The sequence below is a fragment of the Tissierella creatinophila DSM 6911 genome, assembly GCF_001940565.1.
In the GTDB taxonomy this organism is placed as follows: domain Bacteria; phylum Bacillota; class Clostridia; order Tissierellales; family Tissierellaceae; genus Tissierella_A; species Tissierella_A creatinophila.
In genome coordinates, this window is record NZ_LTDM01000065.1 from 12,084 (window position 1) to 34,364 (window position 22,281).

Below are 22,281 nucleotides of genomic sequence, written 5' to 3' on the forward strand. Positions count from 1 at the left end.
ATGAAAAAATATAGAACGTGTGAAAGTGTCTGTAAAGGTCATCCCGATAAACTATGTGACCTTATTTCAGATAGCATTTTAGATGCGTGTTTAAGAAAAGATAAATCTTCTCGTGTTGCTTGCGAGGTGATGGCTACCAAAGGACACATCATTGTTGCTGGTGAGATTACCTGCTCAAAGAGAATTGATATCAGGGGTGTTGTTCGCCGTGTTCTGACGGATGTGGGCTACAATCCTAGAAAGTTTTTAGTCTTTGTCTACGTCCATCAACAAAGTAAAGATATCGCAGGTGGTGTAGATAGGGCCTTGGAATCTCGTGAGGGTGATATGTCATGGTATTCCATGTTAGGAGCGGGTGACCAAGGCACCGTTTATGGCTATGCCACCAATGAAACCAGTGAGAAACTACCTCTCCCCTTGGTCTTATCCCATGCCATTTGCGAAAAGCTAGATAAGGTGATGAAGAATGGTGTGATCAAAGACATTGGTCCTGATGGTAAGGCTCAAGTTACCGTTGAATATGAAGGTGACAAACCAAAACGAATTAAGAGCATTGTAGTTTCCGTTCAACACAGTGCAGATAAAGATTTAGATGTTTTGCGAAAGGAAGTCATCGCTCAGGTGCTTTGGCCTGTTTTTGAGAAGTATCCATTTGACGATGAGACTGAGATCCTTATTAATCCTAGTGGACGATTTGTTGAAGGAGGACCAGCAGCTGATACCGGTCTTACGGGAAGAAAAATCATGGTTGATACCTATGGCGGATTAGCCGCTCATGGTGGCGGTGCGTTTTCAGGAAAAGACCCGACAAAAGTTGACCGCAGTGGTGCCTATATGGCAAGGGCGATTGCAAAGAATATCGTTCGATGTGGCTTTGCTAAGCGATGCCAGGTAGCGATTTCCTATGCAATTGGAAAAGCAGATCCTGTTGCTCTTGAGATTGATACCTTTGGAACAGGGACGATTGAGGAAAGTATCCTTTGCCGTGCTGTGTTAGATGTATTCAATCTAAGACCTGCAGCCATTATCGAAAAGCTAAAACTGACGGATGTCATTTATGCAGATACAGCTACTTACGGCCATTTCAGATATGGCTTAAGCACGTGGGAATTTCTAGATTGCTATACAGAACTAAGGGAGGCGGTAAACAAATATGTTGATTGAAAAGAAGAACACAAAAGACCTCATCCCTGCAACATACAATCCTCGTAAAGATTTGAAACCAGGAGATGCAGAATACGATAAATTAAAACGATCCATTGAACAATTTGGTTATGTAGAGCCGGTTATCTGGAATAAGGTGACCGGCCATGTTGTTGGTGGGCATCAAAGACTGAAGGTTCTCATGGATATGGGCATCACAGAAGTTGAATGTGTCATTATCGAGATGGACGAAGAAAAAGAAAAAGCACTCAACATCGCGCTCAATAAAATCAGCGGTGATTGGGACAAGGATAAATTGGCCCTTTTAATTTCAGATTTACAAGGTGTAGATTTTGATGTTTCCCTAACTGGATTTGACCCTAAAGAACTGGATGACTTATTTAAAGACACGCTGAAAGAGGGGATCCACGATGATGACTTTGATGTGGAGACAGAACTAAAAAAGCCTGCCATCAGCAAGCTTGGTGACATATGGACACTTGGCAGACACAGGCTTATCTGTGGTGACTCCACCAAAGAAGAAACCTATGATGTGCTGATGAATAAAAAGAAGGCAAACTTGTGTGTAACAGATCCTCCCTACAATGTGAATTATGAAGGCACTGCAGGAAAGATTAAAAATGATCATATGGGAAATGATGCCTTTTATCAATTTCTTTTAGACGCCTTTATCAACATCGAAGAAGTGCTGGCAGACGATGCCTCCATCTATGTATTTCATGCCGACACCGAAGGGTTTAATTTTAGAAAAGCTTTCTCGGATGCCGGTTTTTATTTGTCTGGCTGTTGTATCTGGAAAAAGGACTCCCTTGTACTGGGGCGTTCTCCTTATCAATGGCAGCACGAACCTGTGCTGTTTGGCTGGAAAAAGAAAGGCAAGCATCAGTGGTATACGGGCAGAAAAGAAACCACCATCTGGGAATTTGATAAGCCAAAGAGAAATGGAGACCATCCTACGATGAAACCTATCCCTCTGCTCGCCTATCCGATTTTGAACTCCTCGATGACTAACACCATTGTGCTAGATCCTTTTGGCGGCAGTGGTAGTACCTTAATTGCTTGTGAACAATCAGATCGCATTTGCTACACGGCAGAATTAGATGAGAAGTTTTGCGATGTCATTATCAAACGCTACATTGAACAGGTCGGAACTTCTACCGATGTCAGCGTCCAAAGGGATGGGCTGAGCTACAACTATGATGAACTGGAGGTTGCTGATGGTTAATCTAACCCTTGGCAGTCTTTTTGATGGTTCAGGTGGTTTTCCTTTAGGCGGTTTAATTTCTGGTATTACCCCAGTATGGGCATCGGAGATTGAACCGTTTCCTATTAGGGTGACAACGAAAAGGCTGCCTTTTATAAAACATTACGGCGATATCTCAACCATGGATGGCAGTAAGATAGAACCGGTAGATATTATTACTTTTGGCTCACCTTGTCAGGATTTATCCATAGCAGGTAAGCGTGATGGCTTGGATGGTAAACGTTCAAGTCTTTTTTATGAGGCCATCCGAATTGTAAAAGAAATGAGGTGTGCTACAGATGGCAAAAAACCAAGATATATTGTCTGGGAAAACGTCCCTGGAGCCTTCTCATCAAACAAAGGAGAAGATTTCAGATGTGTCCTTGAAGGCATCTGCCACATCAAGGATGAAACCTTATCAGTTCCTAAGATTGATAAGTGGAAACAGGCAGGAACTATTGTGGGAGACCATTTCTCCCTTGCCTGGCGAGTGCTTGACGCTCAATACTGGGGAGTTCCCCAACGAAGAAAACGCATCTTCCTTGTCGCAGATTTTGCAGGTGGGGGTGCCGGAGAAATACTATTTAAGTCAGAAGGCTTGTCTGGGTATTCTAAAAAGAGCATCCGCTCGTGGCAAGGAACTGCCAGCGACTTTGCAGACAGCACTGGAGCGACAGGCACAATCTGCTTAAATGACCAAGGCGGAGAACGCATGGACGTGTCAACCGATATCACTTGCACTTTAAGAGCGAAATCAAATCATCCGCCTTGCATCATGGACTCTGCAGTTTTTGATAATCACGGAAAGGATACACGTTTTACTGGACCGATAGATGTTGCTCCTACGATTTCAGCGACCTATGGAACAGGAGGCAACAACCAACCATTTGTTGTGGAGAATTCTAAGACTTATGATGTGCGATTTACCTCGGAAGGAACTGTAAATGCTCGTTCCAATGTTTACGAGAGTGACACGGCAAGAACGATTGATACGTCAGGTAATGCACCGGACAGCAATCAAGGTGGTATTGCAGTGGTGGAATCTTATGGCTTACAAGGTTCTATGATAGGACGGGCAGATAAGAATGGACCTCAAGGTGCTGGTGTGAATGAAGAGCTTAGCTTTACTCTAAATACCATAGATAAACACGCTGTGGTCTATGCAATTGATAGAGAGTCATTTAATTGCGGTCAAAACTATGCTAGAAACCTAGGAATTACTGAAGACGGAATTAATTCAACACTGAAGGCACAAGGCCCCAGTGCTGTTGCAACTCCTACCTACTCATCCAGTAAGGCATCGTTTTTTACAGATGCCAAAGAGGAACTGGCCAATACACTAGTTGCTACCGACTACAAAGATCCGCCACTTATCAATGATAATGACGGGATAGATTATACGGTGAGAAGACTAACTCCAACTGAGTGTGCAAGACTGCAAGGTTTTCCAGATTGGTGGTGTAGTGATTTAGGCATAGAGACCCCAACGATGGATGACCTTCGGATTTGGTATGACATCTTCGAAACATTTCGTAAAGCAACGGGAGCTTACACCAAACCTAAGACACTAAAGCAAATCAAGAAGTGGCTTAGAAACCCTCATTCAGATTCTGCAGAATATAAGATGTGGGGTAATGGAGTAGCCCTGCCCAATGTATGTTTTGTCCTATCGGGCATTGTTTGGTTTACACAATTAGAGGTGAAATCTTAAGTCTCATTTCTACACCTAAAAAGCGAAAAATAGCTTGCTATAGTAGTGGTTTAGAGTGATATATGTACATACCAAAACAAAGGAGGTTTTGTACATGGTCATTAAATATAACGTAACAGGAGCAGACCGAAAAAGGCTAGTTACAACACTGAGCAAAATTACAGGTGTGAAAGCAAAGTATCTAGGAATGCCTAGCATGGCTTATGAGGTGGGGGATTTTATCATCGACAAGAATGGAACACTTGAACAAGGTGGCAAGGCAGATAGCGAAGAAATCGAAAGTGTTGCCGAGCATTTATTAAGTGAGGGCTTTACCCCAATGGAAGAAACTAAGGGCACAGAGGCCGCACAAACGGCGGACAGCGGAACGTTTGGTCTTTGTATCTCCATGCCAAGAAATAGCTTTACTGATACAGCATTAGAAAACGTAAAAGCAATCATTCAGGTAAAAGGCGAACTGATTCGTCATGCTTTGCGGCTAGACGATTTACCGATTAAGATTTCAGAAGAGGAAGTCTCATTTCCTTGGTTTGAAGAAATGCCTTCACCAGAAGAGGTACAAGCGTATACCCACTTTATTTCAGCTCTTTGTGAGATGGCAAGGATTCAAAAACGCATCATGGCAAAAGAAAAGGAAACTCCGAATGAGAAATATGCATTTCGATGCTTTTTACTGCGCCTTGGCTTTATCGGAAAAGAATATAAGGAAGAACGAAAAATACTGCTTAGAAACCTAACAGGTTCATCGGCATTTAAAGGAGGAGCTAAAAATGATGATAATCAGTAAGGAAAGACTACATCATCTTCGTGAAAAGTATCCTGTTGGATGCCGTGTAGAACTTTTAAGGATGGATGATATTCAAGCACCAGTTATTGGAACAAAAGGAACAGTAATAGGCGTAGATGATATTGGTTCAATCATGGTGTCTTGGGACACGGGGTCTAGTTTATCCGTTGTTTATGGAGAAGACCTTTGCAGGAGGATTGACGATGACAGATAAGATAAAAGAGCAGATTCTTTCCATTCGAGATACAGGCCTTACCAATATGTTTGATGTGAACGCAGTCCAAAGAATCGCAGATGAGATGGAATTTTATGAGCTGGTCATTTTTCTTGAAGAAGAAAAAACCAAGTATGTGAAGTTCATTTTAAACGGTGATGAAGATTAAATCATAAATAATTCAATAGTATAGGGGTTTGAGCGTGCAGACGCTCTTTCTCTCGTCATACAGCTTAAGGCTGTATTTTTTATGCTCATTTTGAAGGGAGGTGACCGCAATTAGAAAGCTCAAAAAATATAAACCGACTCCTTTTATGGCAAAGGACTCTATCTACGATAAAGATGCTGCAGATTATGCGGTCAACTTTATTGAATGCTTAAGTCACACCAAGGGGAAGTGGTCTGGAAAGCCATTTGAACTGATTGATTGGCAAGAGCAGATTATCAGAGATCTCTTTGGAACACTGAAACCAGATGGCTACAGGCAATTTAATACAGCCTATATTGAGATTCCTAAGAAAATGGGGAAATCTGAATTAGCGGCAGCTGTCGCATTACTGCTTACTTGTGGTGATGGCGAAGAAAGAGCCGAGGTTTATGGATGCGCTGCAGACAGGCAACAGGCATCCATTGTTTTTGAGGTGGCTGCTGATATGGTACGTATGAGTCCGGCTCTAAGTAAACGAGTCAAAATCTTATCGGCAACAAAACGAATCGTTTTTCAACCGACTAATAGTTTTTATCAAGTGCTTTCAGCAGAGGCTTATTCAAAGCATGGTTTTAATATTCATGGTGTTGTTTTTGATGAGTTGCATACGCAGCCCAATAGAAAACTCTTTGATGTCATGACCAAAGGTTCTGGTGATGCCAGAACGCAGCCTCTTTATTTTCTGATCACCACGGCAGGATCTGAAACAAAATCAATCTGCTATGAAACTCATCAGAAAGCCAAAGACCTCATGGAGAAAAGAAAGATTGATTCTACTTTTTATCCGGTTATTTATGGAGCAGATGAGTTAGATGATTGGACAGATCCGAAGGTGTGGAAAAAAGCGAATCCAAGCCTTGGCATAACAGTGGGGATTGATAAGGTAAAAGCCGCCTGTGAATCAGCCAAGCAAAACCCTGCAGAAGAGAATGCCTTTAGACAGCTAAGGCTTAATCAGTGGGTCAAACAAGCGGTTCGCTGGATGCCAATGGATAAATGGGATAAATGCGCCTTTGCTGTAAATGAAGAGGATTTACTTGGAAGGGTATGCTATGGCGGACTAGACCTTTCTAGCTCCATTGATATTACTGCCTTTGTATTGGTGTTTCCTCCCCTAGATGAGGATGATAAATACATCATTCTTCCCTACTTTTGGCTGCCAGAAGAAACTCTAAGTGCCAGGGTCAACCGTGACCATGTTCCCTATGATGTCTGGGAAAAGCAAGGACAGCTTAAAACAACGGAAGGCAATGTGGTCCATTACGGTTTTATTGAGAAGTTTATTGAAGAACTTGGCGAAAAGTACAATATTCGTGAAATTGCCTTTGACCGTTGGGGAGCCGTACAAATGGTTCAAAACCTAGAAGGCATGGGTTTTACCGTAGTCCCCTTTGGTCAGGGATTTAAGGATATGAGTCCACCGACTAAGGAACTGATGAAACTAACGCTAGAGGAAAAGGTTGCTCATGGTGGGCATCCAGTACTTCGTTGGATGATGGATAACATTTTTGTTCGAACGGACCCGGCAGGAAACATCAAGCCAGACAAGGAAAAATCATCAGAAAAAATTGATGGTGCAGTGGCAACGATTATGGCTCTTGATCGAGCGATTCGTTGTGGCAATGATACGAGTGCTTCGGTTTATGACAACCGAGGCATTCTCTTTATATGAGGAGGTGATTAATTTTGGGATTTTTATCATCCATTTTTAAGGCAAGAGATAAGCCTACTGACAGAGCTGTGAGTTCCAACTATACATTTTTAATGGGATCAACCACAGCAGGTAAAACAGTGACCGAACGGTCGGCACTTCAAATGACGGCCGTATACTCTTGTGTTCGAATATTAGCTGAAGCAGTAGCAGGGCTTCCTCTGCACCTTTATCGTTATACAGAAGATGGTGGCAAGGAAAAAGCAATTGACCATTCCCTATATAAACTTTTGCATGATGAACCAAATCCCGAGATGAGTTCCTTTGTGTTTCGAGAAACAATGATGACTCATCTTTTATTATGGGGGAACTGTTACGCACAGATTATTCGTAATGGAAAAGGTGAAGTTGTAGGACTCTACCCCTTGATGCCAAATAGGATGTCAGTCCATCGAGATGAGAGTGGGCAGCTCTATTACTTATACACCAGAGGTGCAGATGATGTGAACAGTACGAAGGGCATGACGGTAAAACTTAGCACCTCAGACGTGCTTCATATTCCTGGACTCGGGTTTGATGGATTAGTTGGCTACTCTCCCATAGCAATGGCTAAAAATGCGATTGGTCTAGCTATTGCAACGGAGGAATATGGAGCTAAGTTCTTTGCTAACGGTGCTGCTCCAAGTGGTGTGCTTGAACATCCAGGAACGATTAAAGAACCTGGGAAAGTAAGAGAGGCTTGGCAGTCACAATTTGGTGGCAGTGCCAATTCCAATAAAATAGCCGTGCTGGAAGAAGGAATGAAATATACACCGATTTCCATTTCACCAGAACAAGCACAATTCCTTGAAACAAGGAAGTTTCAAATCAATGAAATTGCTCGGATTTTCAGAGTCCCTCCTCACATGGTAGGCGACCTTGAAAAGTCTAGCTTTTCTAATATTGAGCAACAATCTCTTGAGTTTGTGAAATACACCTTAGACCCGTGGGTAGTGCGTTGGGAGCAAACCCTAGCCCGCACCCTTTTTACATCGGAGGAAAAGAAAAAATACTTCTTTAGATTCAATGTAGAAGGCCTACTGAGAGGGGATTATGTCAGTCGTATGAGCGGATATGCCACAGCAAGGCAGAACGGTTGGATGAGTGCAAATGATATTAGAGAACTTGAAAACCTAGACCGTATCCCTTCAGAGGATGGCGGTGACATGTACCTTGTCAACGGCAATATGCTCCCTCTTACAAAGGCAGGTGCATTCGCAAATACAAACGAGGATGGAAAGGAGGAAGACTTGGATGAAGAACAAGATGTTTTGGCGATGGAAGAACCAAGCAAGCGAACAAGAAGAACGAGTTCTTGAGCTTTATGGAACAATCGCTGAAGAAAGCTGGTTTGATGATGATGTGACCCCACAGATGTTTAGAAATGAACTCTTTAGCGAAAAAGGACCCATCACCTTATGGATTAACTCACCGGGTGGAGATTGCATTGCCGCAAGTCAGATTTATACCATGTTGATGGATTACCCAGATGAGGTAACTGTCAAGATTGATGGGATTGCAGCATCTGCCGCCTCTGTCATTGCCATGGCAGGAACAAAGGTACTAATGGCTCCGACAGCACTCATGATGATTCATAACCCAGCAACCATCACGATGGGTGATCATGAAGACATGAAACGAGCGATTGAGATGTTAGATGAGGTGAAAGAAAGCATTATCAATGCCTATGAGATTAAGACTGGAATATCTCGCATCAAACTATCTCATCTGATGGATGCTGAAACCTGGATGAATGCCAACAAAGCCATAGAACTTGGCTTTGCAGACGATGTGCTAAAGGATGAGAAACAATCCGAACCCACTTTTTCTGCCTATGCGTTTTCTAGAAAAGCAGTGGCAACTAACCTACTTAACAAAATGGCAGAAAAGAATAAACCAATTCAGGCGGAGGAATCTGCCAAACCCCAAGGGCGCTCAATTGATGAACTCAAGGAGCGTCTTTTGATTATCAAAAAATATATGTAAATGGAGGAATTTTACTATGACGATTACAGAAATGCGTAATAAACGCAAAAAGCTTATTGAAACGATGGATGGGTTCTTGGACACTCATAAAACCAAGAATGGCACATTATCCGCAGAAGATGATAAAACCTACAAAACCATGGAAGATGAGATCACTGAACTCACAAATGAAATCCATCGTATGGAAAGACGTGAGGAGATTGAGGCGGAACTTGAAAAGCCTGTCAGCAAACCAATCATTGAGAAACCGATGAATGGTCGACTGGATAACAGTGAAATTAAAACTGGCCGAGCAGCTGATTCTTATAAGACTGCCATGCTTTCAGCCCTTCGCTCAAACTTCCGTAATGTATCCAATGTCCTACAAGAAGGGGTAGACGCAGATGGTGGCTATCTCGTACCCGAAGAATACGACAGCAGATTGATTGATGGTCTGGAAGAAGAGAATATCATTCGTAAGCTGGGTCACAGAATTACCACATCAGGTGAGCGAAAAATCAATATTGCAGCTACAAAACCTGCAGCTGCATGGATTGATGAGGGCGAGGCACTGACCTTTAGTGATGCAACCTTCTCTCAAATTAATCTGGATGCTCACAAACTTCACGTAGCTGTAAAGGTGACCGAGGAACTGCTCTATGACAATGCCTTCCAACTGGAGAACTACATCATTGAGGAGTTTTATAAGGCTCTGGCCAATGCCGAAGAAGATGCCTTTATTAATGGTAATGGTACAGGGAAACCACTGGGTATTCTAGCTGCAAGTGGTGGAGCTGAAGTAGGAGTGACCACAGCATCTGCAACGGCGATTACTGCTGACGAAGTGATTAACCTGGTGTATTCACTGAAGCGTCCTTACCGTAAAAATGCCGTGTTCATTTTAAATGACCAGACCATTGCAGCCCTTAGAAAACTAAAGGACGGTAACGGTGCCTATATGTGGCAAGCAGCTCTTGTTGCAGGTGAACCAGATAAATTGCTTGGCTATCCTGTTTATACATCTGCTTATATGCCTACCATTGAGGCAGGTGCTAAGACCATTATCTTTGGCGATTTGTCTTATTACAACATTGGAGATCGTGGTTCTCGTTCCTTTGCAGAACTTCGTGAGCTGTTTGCAGGTAATGGCATGGTCGGTTTTGTAGCTAAAGAACGTGTGGATGGCAAGTTAGTACTACCTGAAGCAATCAAGGTTCTTCAGCAGAAAGCCTAACGGAGGTGCGATATGGATTACAACACAAAAAACTACACCGAACAAGGCGGAGATAAAACCGTCATCGCAGGAACATTAGAGATTAAGGAGGGAGCAACCGTAACCGGTCTCCCTTCTTCTTTTACTCCTACAGAAAACCAAGCACCTAGTGTGGCAGAAGATATTACGAGTTTAGTTGCTGATTTTAATGCCTTGCTTCTAAAGCTTCAAACAGCAGGACTCATGGAAGATGATTAAAAAGAGAAAGGATGGTGGCGGTATGACACTGATTCAAAAGGTAAAAGCAAACTTGATTTTAGAGCATGACGCTGATGACGAACTATTAGAGATGTTCATCACCGCTGCTGTCAGTTATGCCGAAAGTTATCAGCATGTACCAGAAAATTTCTATAGCGACAATCCTATGCCACCGACTACAGAGCAAGCCATTATTATGCTCTCTTCTCATTTTTATGAAAGTCGAGATGGCAGTACCGGTGGATTTTTTGCTGACAATGTGGGAGCTGGACAGCAAGTTTGGAATACGGTCAATCTTCTTTTGCGACTTGACCGGGACTGGAAGGTGTAGGCTATGAGCTTTGGGAATATGAATAAATTTGCTGATATTAAAACAATTACAACAACGAAAGATAGTGAGGGATTTGCCACTACATCACAGACCATACTTGCCTCAGTTCGAGTTTATCGAGAAGGACGTCATGGCAGTGAGAAATGGGCAAATCTCGCTGCTTTTTCTGAAGCTACGGATCTCTTTAGATTTCGTGCTATTCCTGGAGTGGTGGTAACTACAGAACATTTTATTGAGTGCGAAGGAGAACTTTTTGATATTACATCGGTGGAGAACGTAAAAGGTCGAGGTATGTATACAGAAGTCCTGGCAAAAAAGGTGGTGAGTAGCGTTGGCAAAAGTTGATATTAAGATGCCCGATGAATTTCTGCTTAAGGTTTCAAAGCTTGACTCTGACTTTGATCCTGTTGCAGAAAAAATACTAAAAGCAGGCGGTGAAGTTATTTTTAAGAGAACAAAAAGCAATCTATCTGCAGTGGTTGGTAAAGGTACAAAGCATGAATCACGATCAACGGGTGAATTAGAAAAGGCACTCGGTGTCACTTCAGTCAGGCTAGATAGGAACGGAAACCACAATATAAAAATTGGATTTTCTGAACCAAGGCCTGATGGTGAGAGTAACGCAAAAATAGCAAACATCCTTGAGTATGGCAAACACGGTCAACCTGCAAAACCTTTTTTGAAACCAGCTAAAAGTGCATCAAAGTCTGAGTGTATCTCAGTAATGAAAAGCACTTTTGAAGAGGAGGTCAAAAAGATATGAGCATTCTAGCAGACTTACAAGTCGCTTTAGAATCACTGGATGTTCCAATAGAAACAGGCGTGTTCTCGGATGCTGCGCCGTCAAAGTACATGGTGATTGTTCCGATGAGCGATAGCTTTGACCTTCATTCGGATAATCTACCATGCATCGATGTTCAAGAGGCACGGATTTCAATTTATAGCAAAGGCAGTTATACAGCGATAAAAAATCAAGTGGTGCAGTTATTGTTGGCTTCCAGTTTCACCATAACCGCACGGAGCTACATCGGCTTTGAAGATGATACGGGCTATTACCACTACAACGTGGATGTAGCCAAACATTATGAAATAGGAGGTAATTAAAAATGGCAACAATTGGTCTGGATAAACTTTATTATGCGACCATCACAGATGATGAAAATGGCGAAGAAATCTATGGCACACCCACTCAGATGGCAAAAGCAATCTCAGCAGAGCTATCTGTTGAACTGGCAGAGGCAACCCTCTATGCAGATGATGGTGCGGCAGAAATCGTCAAAGAATTTAAAAATGGCACTATCTCTCTTGGAGTGGATGATATTGGCTCGAGTACTGCAGCCGCCTTAACCGGAGTCACGGTTGATAAGAACAACGTTATGGTTTCTAACAGTGAAGATGGCGGAGATCCTGTAGCCGTTGGTTTTAGAGCAAAGAAATCCAATGGCAAGTATAAATACTACTGGCTCTATCGAGTGAAATTCGGTATTCCTGCGACAAACCTAGCAACAAAAGGTGACAGCATCACTTTCTCAACACCAACAATTGAAGGTACGGTTCTCCGAAGAAACAAGCCGGATACAAGCGGTAAACATCCGTGGAAAGCGGAAGTGACCGAAGGCGATAAGGATGTACCGGCATCGGTTATCAGCAGTTGGTATGCAGAAGTCTATGAACCGGATTACACAGTATAAGGAGGGATAATTCATGGATAACGAACGAACAGCAAGCATTAGTATTGGTGGCGATGAATATGTGCTACTACTTACTACAAAGGCAACAAAGGAAATTGCAGGACGATATGGTGGTCTTGAAAACTTAGGCGATAAGCTAATGAAGTCTGAGAATGTCGAGATGGCACTTTCAGAGATTGTGTGGCTGATTACCTTACTGGCCAATCAAAGTATCCTTGTTCATAACATCAAGCATAAGGATGTACCTAAGGAATTACTGACAGAAGATGAAGTGGAAATTCTCACAACACCTATTGATTTAGCAGAGTACAAAGAAGCAATCATGAATGCTCTTTATAGAGGTGCAAAAAGAAATGTACTCAGTGAGGAAAGCCAAAAAAACGCAGTAGCCCCGTAAGTGACGAAGAGTTATTTACGAGGCTTTTATATTACGGCATCAGCGTATTATATCTGACCATGGATGAATTTTGGCTGATGCCGTTTGGTTTGCTACTAGACTTGTGGGAGTGTCACAAACAGTATCAGGGGCTGGCAAAACCAAAAAGAGAGATATTTATTGATGACATTATCCCTGATGGAATCTGACAAAGGAGGTGGAAAGCATGGCAGATAATTTTGGTTTGAAGATTGGTCTTGAAGGCGAGAAAGAATTTAAGAAGGCGTTAACAGATATCAATCGCTCCTTTAAAGTACTTGGCTCTGAAATGAAACTGGTAGCTTCAGAATTTGATAAAAACGATAAGTCTGTCCAGGCTCTTTCCGCCAGGAATTCAGTTCTCAACAAAGAGATTGAAACCCAAAAGAGCAAAATTGATACCTTGAGGTCGGCTCTAGAAAATGCAGCTACCTCCTTTGGAGAAACCGATAGAAGGACACAAAACTGGCAGATTCAATTGAACAATGCTGAGGCGGCACTCAACAATATGGAGCGAGAGTTAAGTAGCAATAATGCTGCTCTTGAAGAAGCTAACTCCAATTATGATGATGCCGAAGATGCTCTCGATGACGTGAACCGTGAAATGAACGATGTCACCGACAGTGCAGATGATATGGGAAAAGAGATTGATGAGGCGGCTGACTCCGCTGAAAAGTCTGAATCTAAGTTTAAAGGCTTAGGTACAACTTTAAAATCTATCGGCATTGCCATGGGAGCAGTTGCTGTTGCAGCAGGTGCGGCGGCTGTCAAACTTGGTAAAGAAGTCATTTCTGCCTATGCTGATTACGAACAATTAGTCGGTGGTGTAGATACACTTTTTAAAGAAAACTCTCAGCAGTTACAAGACTATGCATCGAATGCCTATAAGACGGCAGGTCTTTCTGCCAATGACTACATGGAAACCGTGACTTCTTTTTCTGCAAGCCTTATTTCTTCTCTTGGAGGAGATACAGAAAAAGCCGTTAAATATGCGGATATGGCGATCACCGATATGTCTGACAATGCCAATAAAATGGGTACAGACATGGAGTCCATTCAAAATGCCTATCAGGGTTTTGCCAAGCAAAATTACACCATGCTAGATAACCTTAAACTAGGCTATGGTGGTACAAAAAGTGAAATGGAGCGGCTCCTTGCCGATGCCGAGGCTATCTCTGGCATTGAGTATGATGTTTCTTCTTATGCCGATGTAGTTTCTGCCATCCATGTCATTCAAGAAAGCATGGGTATTGCTGGTACGACTGCTCTTGAGGCAGAAGAAACTATTTCTGGATCGTTGAACGCATTCCAATCTGCATTCCAAAATCTTTTAGTTGGTTTTGGAAATGCCGATGCGGATATGGAACAACTCAGTAATAACATGGTGGATGCTTTTCAGTCGGTGGTAAAAAACATTACCCCAGTGATTGAAAATATCGTAAAGGCCCTGCCCATAGCAATTGAAGCATTATTGGATGCGATTTCGGATTTGTTACCGACACTCCTTGCTACGGTGACAGATTTATTTACTCAGGTACTTAATGCACTGTTGAGCCTACTCCCTACCCTGATACCGGTAGCGGTTGATTCCATTCTCACAATTGTCAATGCCTTGATTGAAAACCTACCACTGCTAGTGGATGCAGCCGTTCAGTTAATAGCAGCTTTAGTGGACGGTCTTGGGCAGGCTCTCCCAGAACTGATTCCTGCGGCAGTTAATGCAATTACTACGATTGTGCAAGGTTTGGTGGATAATTTACCCATGCTTCTCGATGCAGCACTGCAGTTAATACTTGGTTTGGCTCAGGGGCTACTCGAGGCGATCCCGCAACTAATTGAGGCTCTCCCTACGATTATTTTGGCAATCGTTGATTTTATTATAAGCGCAATTCCTCAGATTATAGATGCAGGTATTCAGCTATTAACATCGCTGGTTACAGCCTTGCCTGAAATTATTACGGCTATTGTAGAGGCGATTCCACAGATAATTGATGGAATATTAAATGGGATTTTAAGTTCGATTCCACAACTCATACAAGCGGGTGTCGACTTACTTGTTGCACTGATTCAAAATCTACCGACCATTATTACCACCATTGTGGTGGCAATCCCTCAAATCATTTCAAGTATTGTAAATGCATTAATTGGAAACATCGACAAGATCATTATGGCAGGGGTTCAGCTATTTGTAGCACTCATTCAGAATTTACCAACCATTGTGGTAGAGATCGTAAAAGCAGTGCCCCAGATTATTGGCGGCATCGTCAGAGCATTTACAAACTCCATGGGTTCCATCGTGACGGTGGGTGGCAACATTGTAAAAGGGTTATGGCAGGGTATTCAATCCCTTGCTTCTTGGTTATGGAATAAAGTGAGTGGTTGGATTAGTGGCATTTGGACGGGTATCAAGGATTTCTTCGGTATCAAATCACCCTCGAAACAGATGGGTTGGGTCGGCGAGATGCTTGTGAAAGGTCTTGCAGGTTCTATCCAAGATAACGGTGATGAGGCTGTAAAAGCAGCTGAAATGATGAGCGAGGATATCAACGATGTGATGACCAGTCTTGCCAGTGATATGAGTACATCCTTGCCTACAGACTTTTCAGTGGATACTTCTGTAGGCGGCGTGATTTCAAATGCAGCGACCTCTTCCCTAGGTGGTGTCAGTGGGTCGCTAGTTACTGTACAGCAGATGATTGTACGAAGTGAAGATGATATCAGAAGGGTATCTCAGGAACTTTATAACTTAATTCAGACAGGATCTCGTGCTCAGGGTCGGTTTTCTACAACATAAGGAGGTGTGCCGATGGGTTTTTCATATGACGATATTTCTTCAAAAAGCATGGGGCTAAAAGCCAGGCTCACTTCCTGGCAGGTCTGTGGAGGAATGCGAAATTTCACCACCAACGTACCTGGAAAGTATGGGGTGACAGACTTTGGAGCTGATTTTGATTACCGAGAAATCAATGTAGCTTGCAATATCTATCCCAAGCATAGCTTTTCTGCTCTGGTGAGTACGCTTGATGAACTTTCAACATGGCTTGATCCCATGCAAGGGTTAAAAGAACTTGTTTTTGATGATGTGCCCGACAGGTATTTCATGGCAAGGCTGAATGAGAAAGTGGACTGTGAACGACTCATTCGTTTTTCAGGAAGTTTTAACTTGAAGTTTTTCTGCCCTGACCCATTTGCTTATGCCATTACGGATGAAAATTATTTAATAGAAAGCGAAGGCGACTACACGGTTACAAGACTGACCGGCAATGTTGATTCCAATCCTATGTATCGCTTGAAGGGAATCATCACATCGGGTGTGAACAATTCTATTTCTGTTACAACCAATGGCTTGGAAATGAAAATAGTGAATGCTGTACTTTTGGCAGAAGAAACCCTTGTCATTGATACAGATAAGATGACGGCTTATGTGGAAGACGAAAACGGGATAATCTTAAGAAACGCTTTGCCTTACCTAGAGGAGATAGATTTTCCAAGTCTTCATGTGGGCACGAATACCCTAGCAATAACAACGAATAATGCTGTGTTTACAGCACTTGAAATAAAGGCTCGCAGTAGATGGAGGTGATCCAGTGGCACTAAAAACAATATTAAATAAACAGACAGATTTTACGGGAGAGTTCCCAGTCGAATATGCAAAATCTGGACTGTGGCGATTTAATGATGTATCAGTTGATGAATATGGCTATCTTGCAGACTCTTCTGGGCTAGATAGAAAAATAGAGCTTGTCAATTATCTAGGAACAACTGCAAGCCTTCAAAGCGGCCAAAAAGGGAGACAGATCCGAATCAACATCAACAATCCCGCTACAGAAAAAACCTACCTTAAAGTGGCCAATGATGGTACTTTCTTTTCGGAGATGGGAGAGCGAATCCTTGTTGGCGGTTGGATGATACCGACTACTTATTCGGTGGGAAATACCTATTGCCCCATATTAAATACGCGCTATGGTCCTGGTCAGCCAATCTTTTACCTGTCGCTCTTTGCAGGCAGACCTAGAATCATGCTTTATAACGCTAGTGGTTCTCTCATACTCGACCAAACAACCACACCGCCTTTTTCACTCATCAATGGTGGTGTGTATTTTATTTGCACGGTCATAGAACCAAACAATAAAAATGCATGGATTGTACTGGGAGATAAGACGAGCGGAACAAGCTGGGTGTCACCGACTTATTCCTTTACAGGCACACTAAATCCTTCTTGCACGGCCGACATCATTATGGGCATGCATGCAGATGCCTATTGGTATGCTGGAAGATTTGATGACTGGTTTTTTGATATGGATTCAAGTCTTACAGTGGATGATTTGATTGATTATTTCAATGGGTCTCTTTTGACTAACGGTGGTGATATGGGCGGTGCTGTTGATGCTCTTAGCGTACCGGGAGTGGTGAGCTTAAGGGAAACAGAAGGTGTCTATCCAACGGTAGGAACACTATATACTGCTCCGGCAACGTGCACTCTATCTGGCACAGGTCGGGTCTCCGTTACCAGTGAATATATTTCTGGGGTAACTGCAGTTGGGCCGATAGAAACCTCAACAAGCGATGACCTAGTTCATTGGAGTGATTGGGTAGCCATCGCACTTGATGGAAAACTTGTATCTCCAAATAAGGCATACATTCGTTTTAAGGTCACACTTACTACCACAGATACGAGTAAGACCCCTCGAATTATTGATATCAGGCTATATGACATTCCAAAGTCACCTTATGAGAGGATTGGTTTTTCAAGACCGGTCGTACTGGATTCAAATGGGGCTTGGGAGGCTGTGTTAGAAAATGCTTATAACATTGTGGTAACCAGTGAAATCAATGGCGAGGATACGCTCTCCTTTATGATCCCCTACCGTGATCCCAAGCGGGGATTTATTGATAGCGAAAAGAAAATTCAGATTGTTGATGACGTCTACAAAGTAAGGACTTTGACGGATACAAAAGACAGCGAAGGAAATCTAGCGACTGAAGTGTATGCTGAGGCAGAGTTTTATGACCTGACTTTTTCAGTGCGAAAAGAAGAGCATAAATTTGATGCAGAAACTGCCGAAGTCTCCATGGCTTATGCCTTAGAAGGAACGGAATGGAGCGTAGGCACAGTTAATGTACGAACCAAAAGAACCTGGACGAGTACAGAAAAGAATGCACTTTCCATCCTTCGCAGGGTTGCTGACTTACACGGTGGAGACCTTGTCTTTGATTGCCCGAATAGACTGGTCCATCTCTTAACGGTCTATGGTACGGATAGTGGTGCATTGTTCGCCTATAAGAAAAATATGAAGAGCATTAAAAGAGTCGTTGATACCAGAAGTCTTGTAACAAGGCTCTATGCCATTGGCAGCGATGGTCTTACCTTTGCAGACATCAATGGAGGAAAGGCGTATGTGGAGGACTATACTTATTCGTCTGATATTCGAATATCAACGCTTGATTGTTCTACCTTTACCAATCCCTATCAGATGAAAGAATATACCGAGATGAGGCTTGCTCAGTATTCAAAACCAAACATCTCTTATGTTTTAAAGGCAATGGATTTATCGGTGTTAACGGGTTATGAGCATGAGGCATGGTCGCTTGGCGATTATGTTCATGTAGAAGATAAAGATTTAGGACTGTCGGTGACAACTCGTGTTATACGAAGAGAATATAACTTACAAGAACCATGGAATACAGTATTAGAACTATCCACTACCCTTAAAAATCTGGGTAGTTCTGCAAGCCAGTGGGATAACGTGGCAGATTCTCTTGAAGGCACAAGTATGGTGACAAATAATGATATCCGGGAAATGGTGCCTTTTAATCTGTTGCGAAATTCTCGTGCTGATGATGGAATGGCTTACTGGGTTAACTCAGGCTTTGAAGTAGATGGTGATAACGGTGTAAGTGGGTCGACATCCTTTAAGGCAATGGGTATAGCAAATATGACAAAGAGTATGGCTCAGACCATCTATCCGGCTAATCGCTCTAGCTACACGCTCTCGGCACAAATCGCATCTGAAAACCTTGAAAAGCTGAGTAGCAATTCACAGGTTGGCATTGAAGTGGTTATTGAATATGAAGATGGAACGACAGAAGCAAGGTTTATTGATTTGTATTAAGGAGGTGGATTGGTGGCCTATTTTTCAAGAACATCAGAAAAGATACTCCCAGAAAGCTACTCTTCTAAAGTAAAATCCATTACCATCCGTGTCTGTGTCACAAATTGCACAGGCACTTTTTATATTACGGATCTCTTTTTACAAGCAGGGTCAGTGGTCACGGGATGGGTAGGTCATCCCTGTGAAATAAGGTGGACGTTAGATGGCTAAGGTTAAATTTATAAGGTTGGCAGAAGTCATAAATAAAAAACAAGATAAGCGTGTCATGAGTGTAAGCATAAAACCTACCCTCTATGATTGCACTGGCATGATTTGGTTTACGGACATCCATTTACAAGAAGGACCTGTTCTAAATGGTTATGCGCCTCATACAGAAAGTAGGTTAGAAAAACTAAAAGTAGATGGCAGTATCAAGAATCCTGTTTGGTTTAACGGTGTGGTCCGTTCAGAGGAAACCATTATTTTATTTAATGTTGGTGAAACCTCTGCAGGACTTGATATTCATATCTATCCAAAGCTTTCTATGTCTGCTGGAACAGTGAAACTAAGCCAAGGTATAGGAGGTCAACAGGTCTCCTTCCCTGGAACCATTGGAAAAGATGTTGATTTGGCGCTCCTAGCATCTACACGAGCATGTACCAAAAACGGAGCAAGCGAACCCAAAGAGGGGTTCTATCAATACAGTGCTGCCTGGGACTCAAAGCACAAAGTGACCCTTGAAAAAGGGAAATCTGCAAGGGTGCTGTTTACCATGCAGGAAATGCAAGACGGAGGTGAACCATTCTAATGGAACGACTAAAAGGCAAGAAAATCATGGTGTGGACTTTTATGGGAAATGCACGGATGTATGAAGCTTTAGAGAAATATGGAGACCGGATTGATACCATCGGTCTTTTTTCTTTTAAGGTACGAGCTACGGGTGAAATTGTTGAGAGTGGTGTCACCATCAGTAGTATGCTCCCCTACATTAACCGTTATCGTCACATCAAATGGTTACTGACCATTGCCAATGATGGAGCAAATAGTATTTTCAGAGCATTGAGAGATAACACGAATGGCGCTCAGGAACTGTTTCTATCCGAGCTTATTCGTATTATGAAAAAGTATCCTTGGTGCGATGGTATTGATATTGACCTAGAAAGAGGCGATGACTATTCCACTCATGCTGAGTCAACGACCATGTTTAAAAATATTTACAACACCATCAAAGCCTATGATTCAAGTAAACTGATGAACATTTGCCTTCCAGGTATGACCAGTGTCAATGGCTCTGTAGGTGGTGAGAACTGGTGCGTCTATGGTGACCTAGACCCTTATTGCGATACCGCATCAATTATGAGTTATGGTATGGCTTGGTCAGGTTCTGCACCGGGACCTGTATCTCCAAGGAGCTGGCTTGAAGGGATTTATGATTATGCCGTTACAGTAATGAATCCCGATAAGATTTTCTTTGGGATGCCTGCATACGGTTGGAATTGGCAAATCTATGACACACCAGAAAACCTAGGTAAAGCCTATAGGGGAACGTCTCATACCTACTATGCGGCAAAATACTGGATGACAGGAGTATATAATTTCACAGACGATGCGCCTCCTCAACCGTTTATTCCCGTCGTGGCTTATTGGGATGATGATAATAAAGTGCCCTGGGCATTGCCGCATGTCTACGATTATATGGAAGGAAGAGATGCCACTCGCTATAGCTATCCACTCTTATCTGCAAGCTACAATGGCAGACAATATCTCACAGCCTATGGCAAACAACAAAAGTTAGCCTTTGGAACTGTTTATGTAGATCATGATGCCATGCCGGATAGTTATTCTGGTGTTGTTTCTGTTTCTAATAGCGTCACAACACTGGGGGATGAAGGTGCGGCAACCTATCATTTTACGCTTGCTCAGGCAGGTACTTATGATGTAGCAGTAAAGCTAGGCTTTCCATTTTGGGATAAGAATAATATTCATATCTCCCTTGATGGAAATGAAGTAGATTTTTCTGAAAACAGACTGTGGTGGCCTTATTGGAGAACGACTTTCTGGGCGGTGCTGAAAAAAGGAGTGAGCCTTTCTGCAGGAACACACACCATCACCATTTCGCTTGGGGCAAAGGGTGTACAGTTTTATGGATTTAGAGTCTGTTCTTCATTTTCTGAGGAGCCAACAGTTGGTGAAGCAGAATATACCCTAGCTCCTAGACATTTCAAGGATGTAAATGGTGATATGGTAGGACCTGCAACTGGTTTTAAGTTGACGCTTGAAATGCTTAGAAGAAAAGCAGATTCTGCCCTTGTGTGGTATGAGGATTTTAGAGATGATAACCCTCTCCCCCAAAGCTACTGGACAACATTATCAGGCGAATGGAGTGTTTGGCAAGATACAAGCAGTTCGATGAATAGACCCTATTCCCAACTGGAGGGTAAGGGGCAGTTAGCATGGAACTACAACAATTTTTCAGATATCCATTTAAGGGCGCAGATTATTTTTCCTGAGACCTTTAGTGGCAAGGCAGGTGTTTTTATTGGAACGATTTATTGTTGCTTTAATTATGATAACCAGCGTATTGAACTGTATGAAGGTTCTACTTTAAAAGGTAGTTATGCCACCAGCTTTTCAAAAACATCGGCCGCAAACATTCGATCGAATCCAAGCTTTTACACTCTAGAAATTCGAAAGCGTGGCAATCAAGTGCGGGTCTATTCCTCTGCATCTAATACACTGCGCTTTACAGCCACTTGCTCGGATGTGACAGGGTATGCAGGTATTCGTTCGGATAATAAAGTCCATTGCCAGTTGCTTCGCTTAGGCGATGCTTGGACCTATGAGCCTTATGAACGCTTTGACGTGCTTATGCCCGATGGAACATTTAAAACTTATGGTCGGCTATCAAGAAGTAACTGTTCTTGGGATGATGAGTTTCAAGTGTTTACTTTAACAGCAGACCTTGAGGAATCAGCCACAAGAAGTGAAAGCATCTCCCTAGATTATGATTTTTTTCATTCAGATATGATGCCGTCCATTCAGTGCGGAAAGGACTACAGTGTCACCATCATTCCAAGGGATATCAACATCTGGATATCTCGTCTTTTCTTAGGTGATGGTGACGGATTTTCCATTCTTTATTATCAAGATGTAGATAGTCTTGTGTACTGGGCAAATGAAGCAGCTTATCGGTGGAAACTTCGAGGCATGTGTATGTGGTCACTAGGGCAGGAGGATTTAAGGCTCTGGGAGTGGCTACCAAAGCAAATAGAGTAATCAAAGGAACATCTGCAAAAGTA

22 protein-coding genes are annotated in these 22,281 nt (G+C 42.6%); all 22 read left to right on the plus strand.

Annotated elements, in window-relative coordinates; all coding sequences use genetic code 11:
• The 22 genes from metK to TICRE_RS12000 all read left to right on the plus strand — a co-directional run bounded on the left by metK (window position 1) and on the right by TICRE_RS12000 (window position 22,258).
• On the plus strand, window positions 1-1,164 hold the full coding sequence (metK, locus tag TICRE_RS11890) for a methionine adenosyltransferase (RefSeq protein ID WP_075728379.1): 1,164 nt from the start codon (window positions 1-3) through the stop codon (window positions 1,162-1,164).
• A complete protein-coding gene (locus TICRE_RS11895; protein ID WP_075728540.1) occupies window positions 1,154-2,389 on the plus strand; it encodes a site-specific DNA-methyltransferase in 1,236 nt (411 codons plus the stop codon). The genes metK and TICRE_RS11895 overlap by 11 nt, the downstream gene beginning before the upstream one ends.
• Entirely contained in the window at window positions 2,382-4,118 is a 1,737-nt protein-coding gene (dcm, locus tag TICRE_RS11900) for a DNA (cytosine-5-)-methyltransferase (protein ID WP_075728381.1), read from the plus strand. The genes TICRE_RS11895 and dcm overlap by 8 nt, the downstream gene beginning before the upstream one ends.
• A 94-nt stretch (window positions 4,119-4,212) precedes the next feature.
• Window positions 4,213-4,905 (plus strand): virulence protein, encoded by a 693-nt coding sequence (locus TICRE_RS11905; protein WP_075728383.1) that lies wholly within the window; start codon window positions 4,213-4,215, stop codon window positions 4,903-4,905.
• Window positions 4,889-5,119, plus strand: coding sequence for a DUF4314 domain-containing protein (locus tag TICRE_RS11910; RefSeq protein ID WP_075728385.1), 231 nt, complete (start codon window positions 4,889-4,891; stop codon window positions 5,117-5,119). The genes TICRE_RS11905 and TICRE_RS11910 overlap by 17 nt, the downstream gene beginning before the upstream one ends.
• Window positions 5,109-5,288 carry a DUF5049 domain-containing protein gene (locus tag TICRE_RS11915; protein WP_075728387.1) on the plus strand — a complete coding sequence of 60 codons (180 nt, stop codon included), beginning with the start codon at window positions 5,109-5,111 and terminating at the stop codon, window positions 5,286-5,288. The genes TICRE_RS11910 and TICRE_RS11915 overlap by 11 nt, the downstream gene beginning before the upstream one ends.
• 100 nt (window positions 5,289-5,388) lie before the next feature.
• Window positions 5,389-6,999 carry a terminase TerL endonuclease subunit gene (locus TICRE_RS11920; protein ID WP_233120209.1) on the plus strand — a complete coding sequence of 537 codons (1,611 nt, stop codon included), beginning with the start codon at window positions 5,389-5,391 and terminating at the stop codon, window positions 6,997-6,999.
• Window positions 7,000-7,013: 14 nt separating this feature from the next.
• On the plus strand, window positions 7,014-8,336 hold the full coding sequence (locus TICRE_RS11925; protein ID WP_075728389.1) for a phage portal protein: 1,323 nt from the start codon (window positions 7,014-7,016) through the stop codon (window positions 8,334-8,336).
• A complete protein-coding gene (locus TICRE_RS11930) occupies window positions 8,272-9,003 on the plus strand; it encodes a head maturation protease, ClpP-related (protein ID WP_233120210.1) in 732 nt (243 codons plus the stop codon). The genes TICRE_RS11925 and TICRE_RS11930 overlap by 65 nt, the downstream gene beginning before the upstream one ends.
• Window positions 9,004-9,019: 16 nt before the next feature.
• Window positions 9,020-10,216, plus strand: coding sequence for a phage major capsid protein (locus TICRE_RS11935; RefSeq protein WP_046391898.1), 1,197 nt, complete (start codon window positions 9,020-9,022; stop codon window positions 10,214-10,216).
• A gap of 12 nt (window positions 10,217-10,228) precedes the next feature.
• Window positions 10,229-10,453, plus strand: a complete 225-nt coding sequence (locus TICRE_RS11940) for a Head fiber protein (RefSeq protein ID WP_075728391.1) — start codon at window positions 10,229-10,231, stop codon at window positions 10,451-10,453.
• On the plus strand, window positions 10,446-10,784 hold the full coding sequence (locus TICRE_RS11945; RefSeq protein WP_456300653.1) for a head-tail connector protein: 339 nt from the start codon (window positions 10,446-10,448) through the stop codon (window positions 10,782-10,784). Before TICRE_RS11940 ends, TICRE_RS11945 begins: the two co-directional genes overlap by 8 nt.
• 3 nt (window positions 10,785-10,787) lie before the next feature.
• On the plus strand, window positions 10,788-11,129 hold the full coding sequence (locus tag TICRE_RS11950; RefSeq protein WP_075728393.1) for a head-tail adaptor protein: 342 nt from the start codon (window positions 10,788-10,790) through the stop codon (window positions 11,127-11,129).
• Window positions 11,116-11,547, plus strand: coding sequence for an HK97-gp10 family putative phage morphogenesis protein (locus tag TICRE_RS11955; protein WP_075728395.1), 432 nt, complete (start codon window positions 11,116-11,118; stop codon window positions 11,545-11,547). Before TICRE_RS11950 ends, TICRE_RS11955 begins: the two co-directional genes overlap by 14 nt.
• On the plus strand, window positions 11,544-11,888 hold the full coding sequence (locus tag TICRE_RS11960; RefSeq protein ID WP_075728397.1) for a hypothetical protein: 345 nt from the start codon (window positions 11,544-11,546) through the stop codon (window positions 11,886-11,888). The genes TICRE_RS11955 and TICRE_RS11960 overlap by 4 nt, the downstream gene beginning before the upstream one ends.
• A gap of 2 nt (window positions 11,889-11,890) precedes the next feature.
• Complete coding sequence (locus tag TICRE_RS11965; protein ID WP_075728399.1) at window positions 11,891-12,475, plus strand: major tail protein; 585 nt, start codon at window positions 11,891-11,893, stop codon at window positions 12,473-12,475.
• Between the two features lie 13 nt (window positions 12,476-12,488).
• Complete coding sequence (locus tag TICRE_RS11970) at window positions 12,489-12,872, plus strand: hypothetical protein (protein ID WP_075728401.1); 384 nt, start codon at window positions 12,489-12,491, stop codon at window positions 12,870-12,872.
• Window positions 12,873-13,077: 205 nt separating this feature from the next.
• Window positions 13,078-15,684, plus strand: coding sequence for a phage tail protein (locus TICRE_RS11975; protein WP_075728403.1), 2,607 nt, complete (start codon window positions 13,078-13,080; stop codon window positions 15,682-15,684).
• A gap of 12 nt (window positions 15,685-15,696) precedes the next feature.
• Window positions 15,697-16,473 (plus strand): distal tail protein Dit, encoded by a 777-nt coding sequence (locus TICRE_RS11980; protein ID WP_075728405.1) that lies wholly within the window; start codon window positions 15,697-15,699, stop codon window positions 16,471-16,473.
• Between the two features lie 4 nt (window positions 16,474-16,477).
• Window positions 16,478-19,003 carry a phage tail spike protein gene (locus tag TICRE_RS11985; protein ID WP_075728407.1) on the plus strand — a complete coding sequence of 842 codons (2,526 nt, stop codon included), beginning with the start codon at window positions 16,478-16,480 and terminating at the stop codon, window positions 19,001-19,003.
• Window positions 19,004-19,205: 202 nt separating this feature from the next.
• Window positions 19,206-19,790 carry a hypothetical protein gene (locus TICRE_RS11995; RefSeq protein WP_075728409.1) on the plus strand — a complete coding sequence of 195 codons (585 nt, stop codon included), beginning with the start codon at window positions 19,206-19,208 and terminating at the stop codon, window positions 19,788-19,790.
• Entirely contained in the window at window positions 19,790-22,258 is a 2,469-nt protein-coding gene (locus TICRE_RS12000) for a glycosyl hydrolase family 18 protein (protein ID WP_075728411.1), read from the plus strand. The genes TICRE_RS11995 and TICRE_RS12000 overlap by 1 nt, the downstream gene beginning before the upstream one ends.
• Window positions 22,259-22,281: the final 23 nt, after the last annotated feature.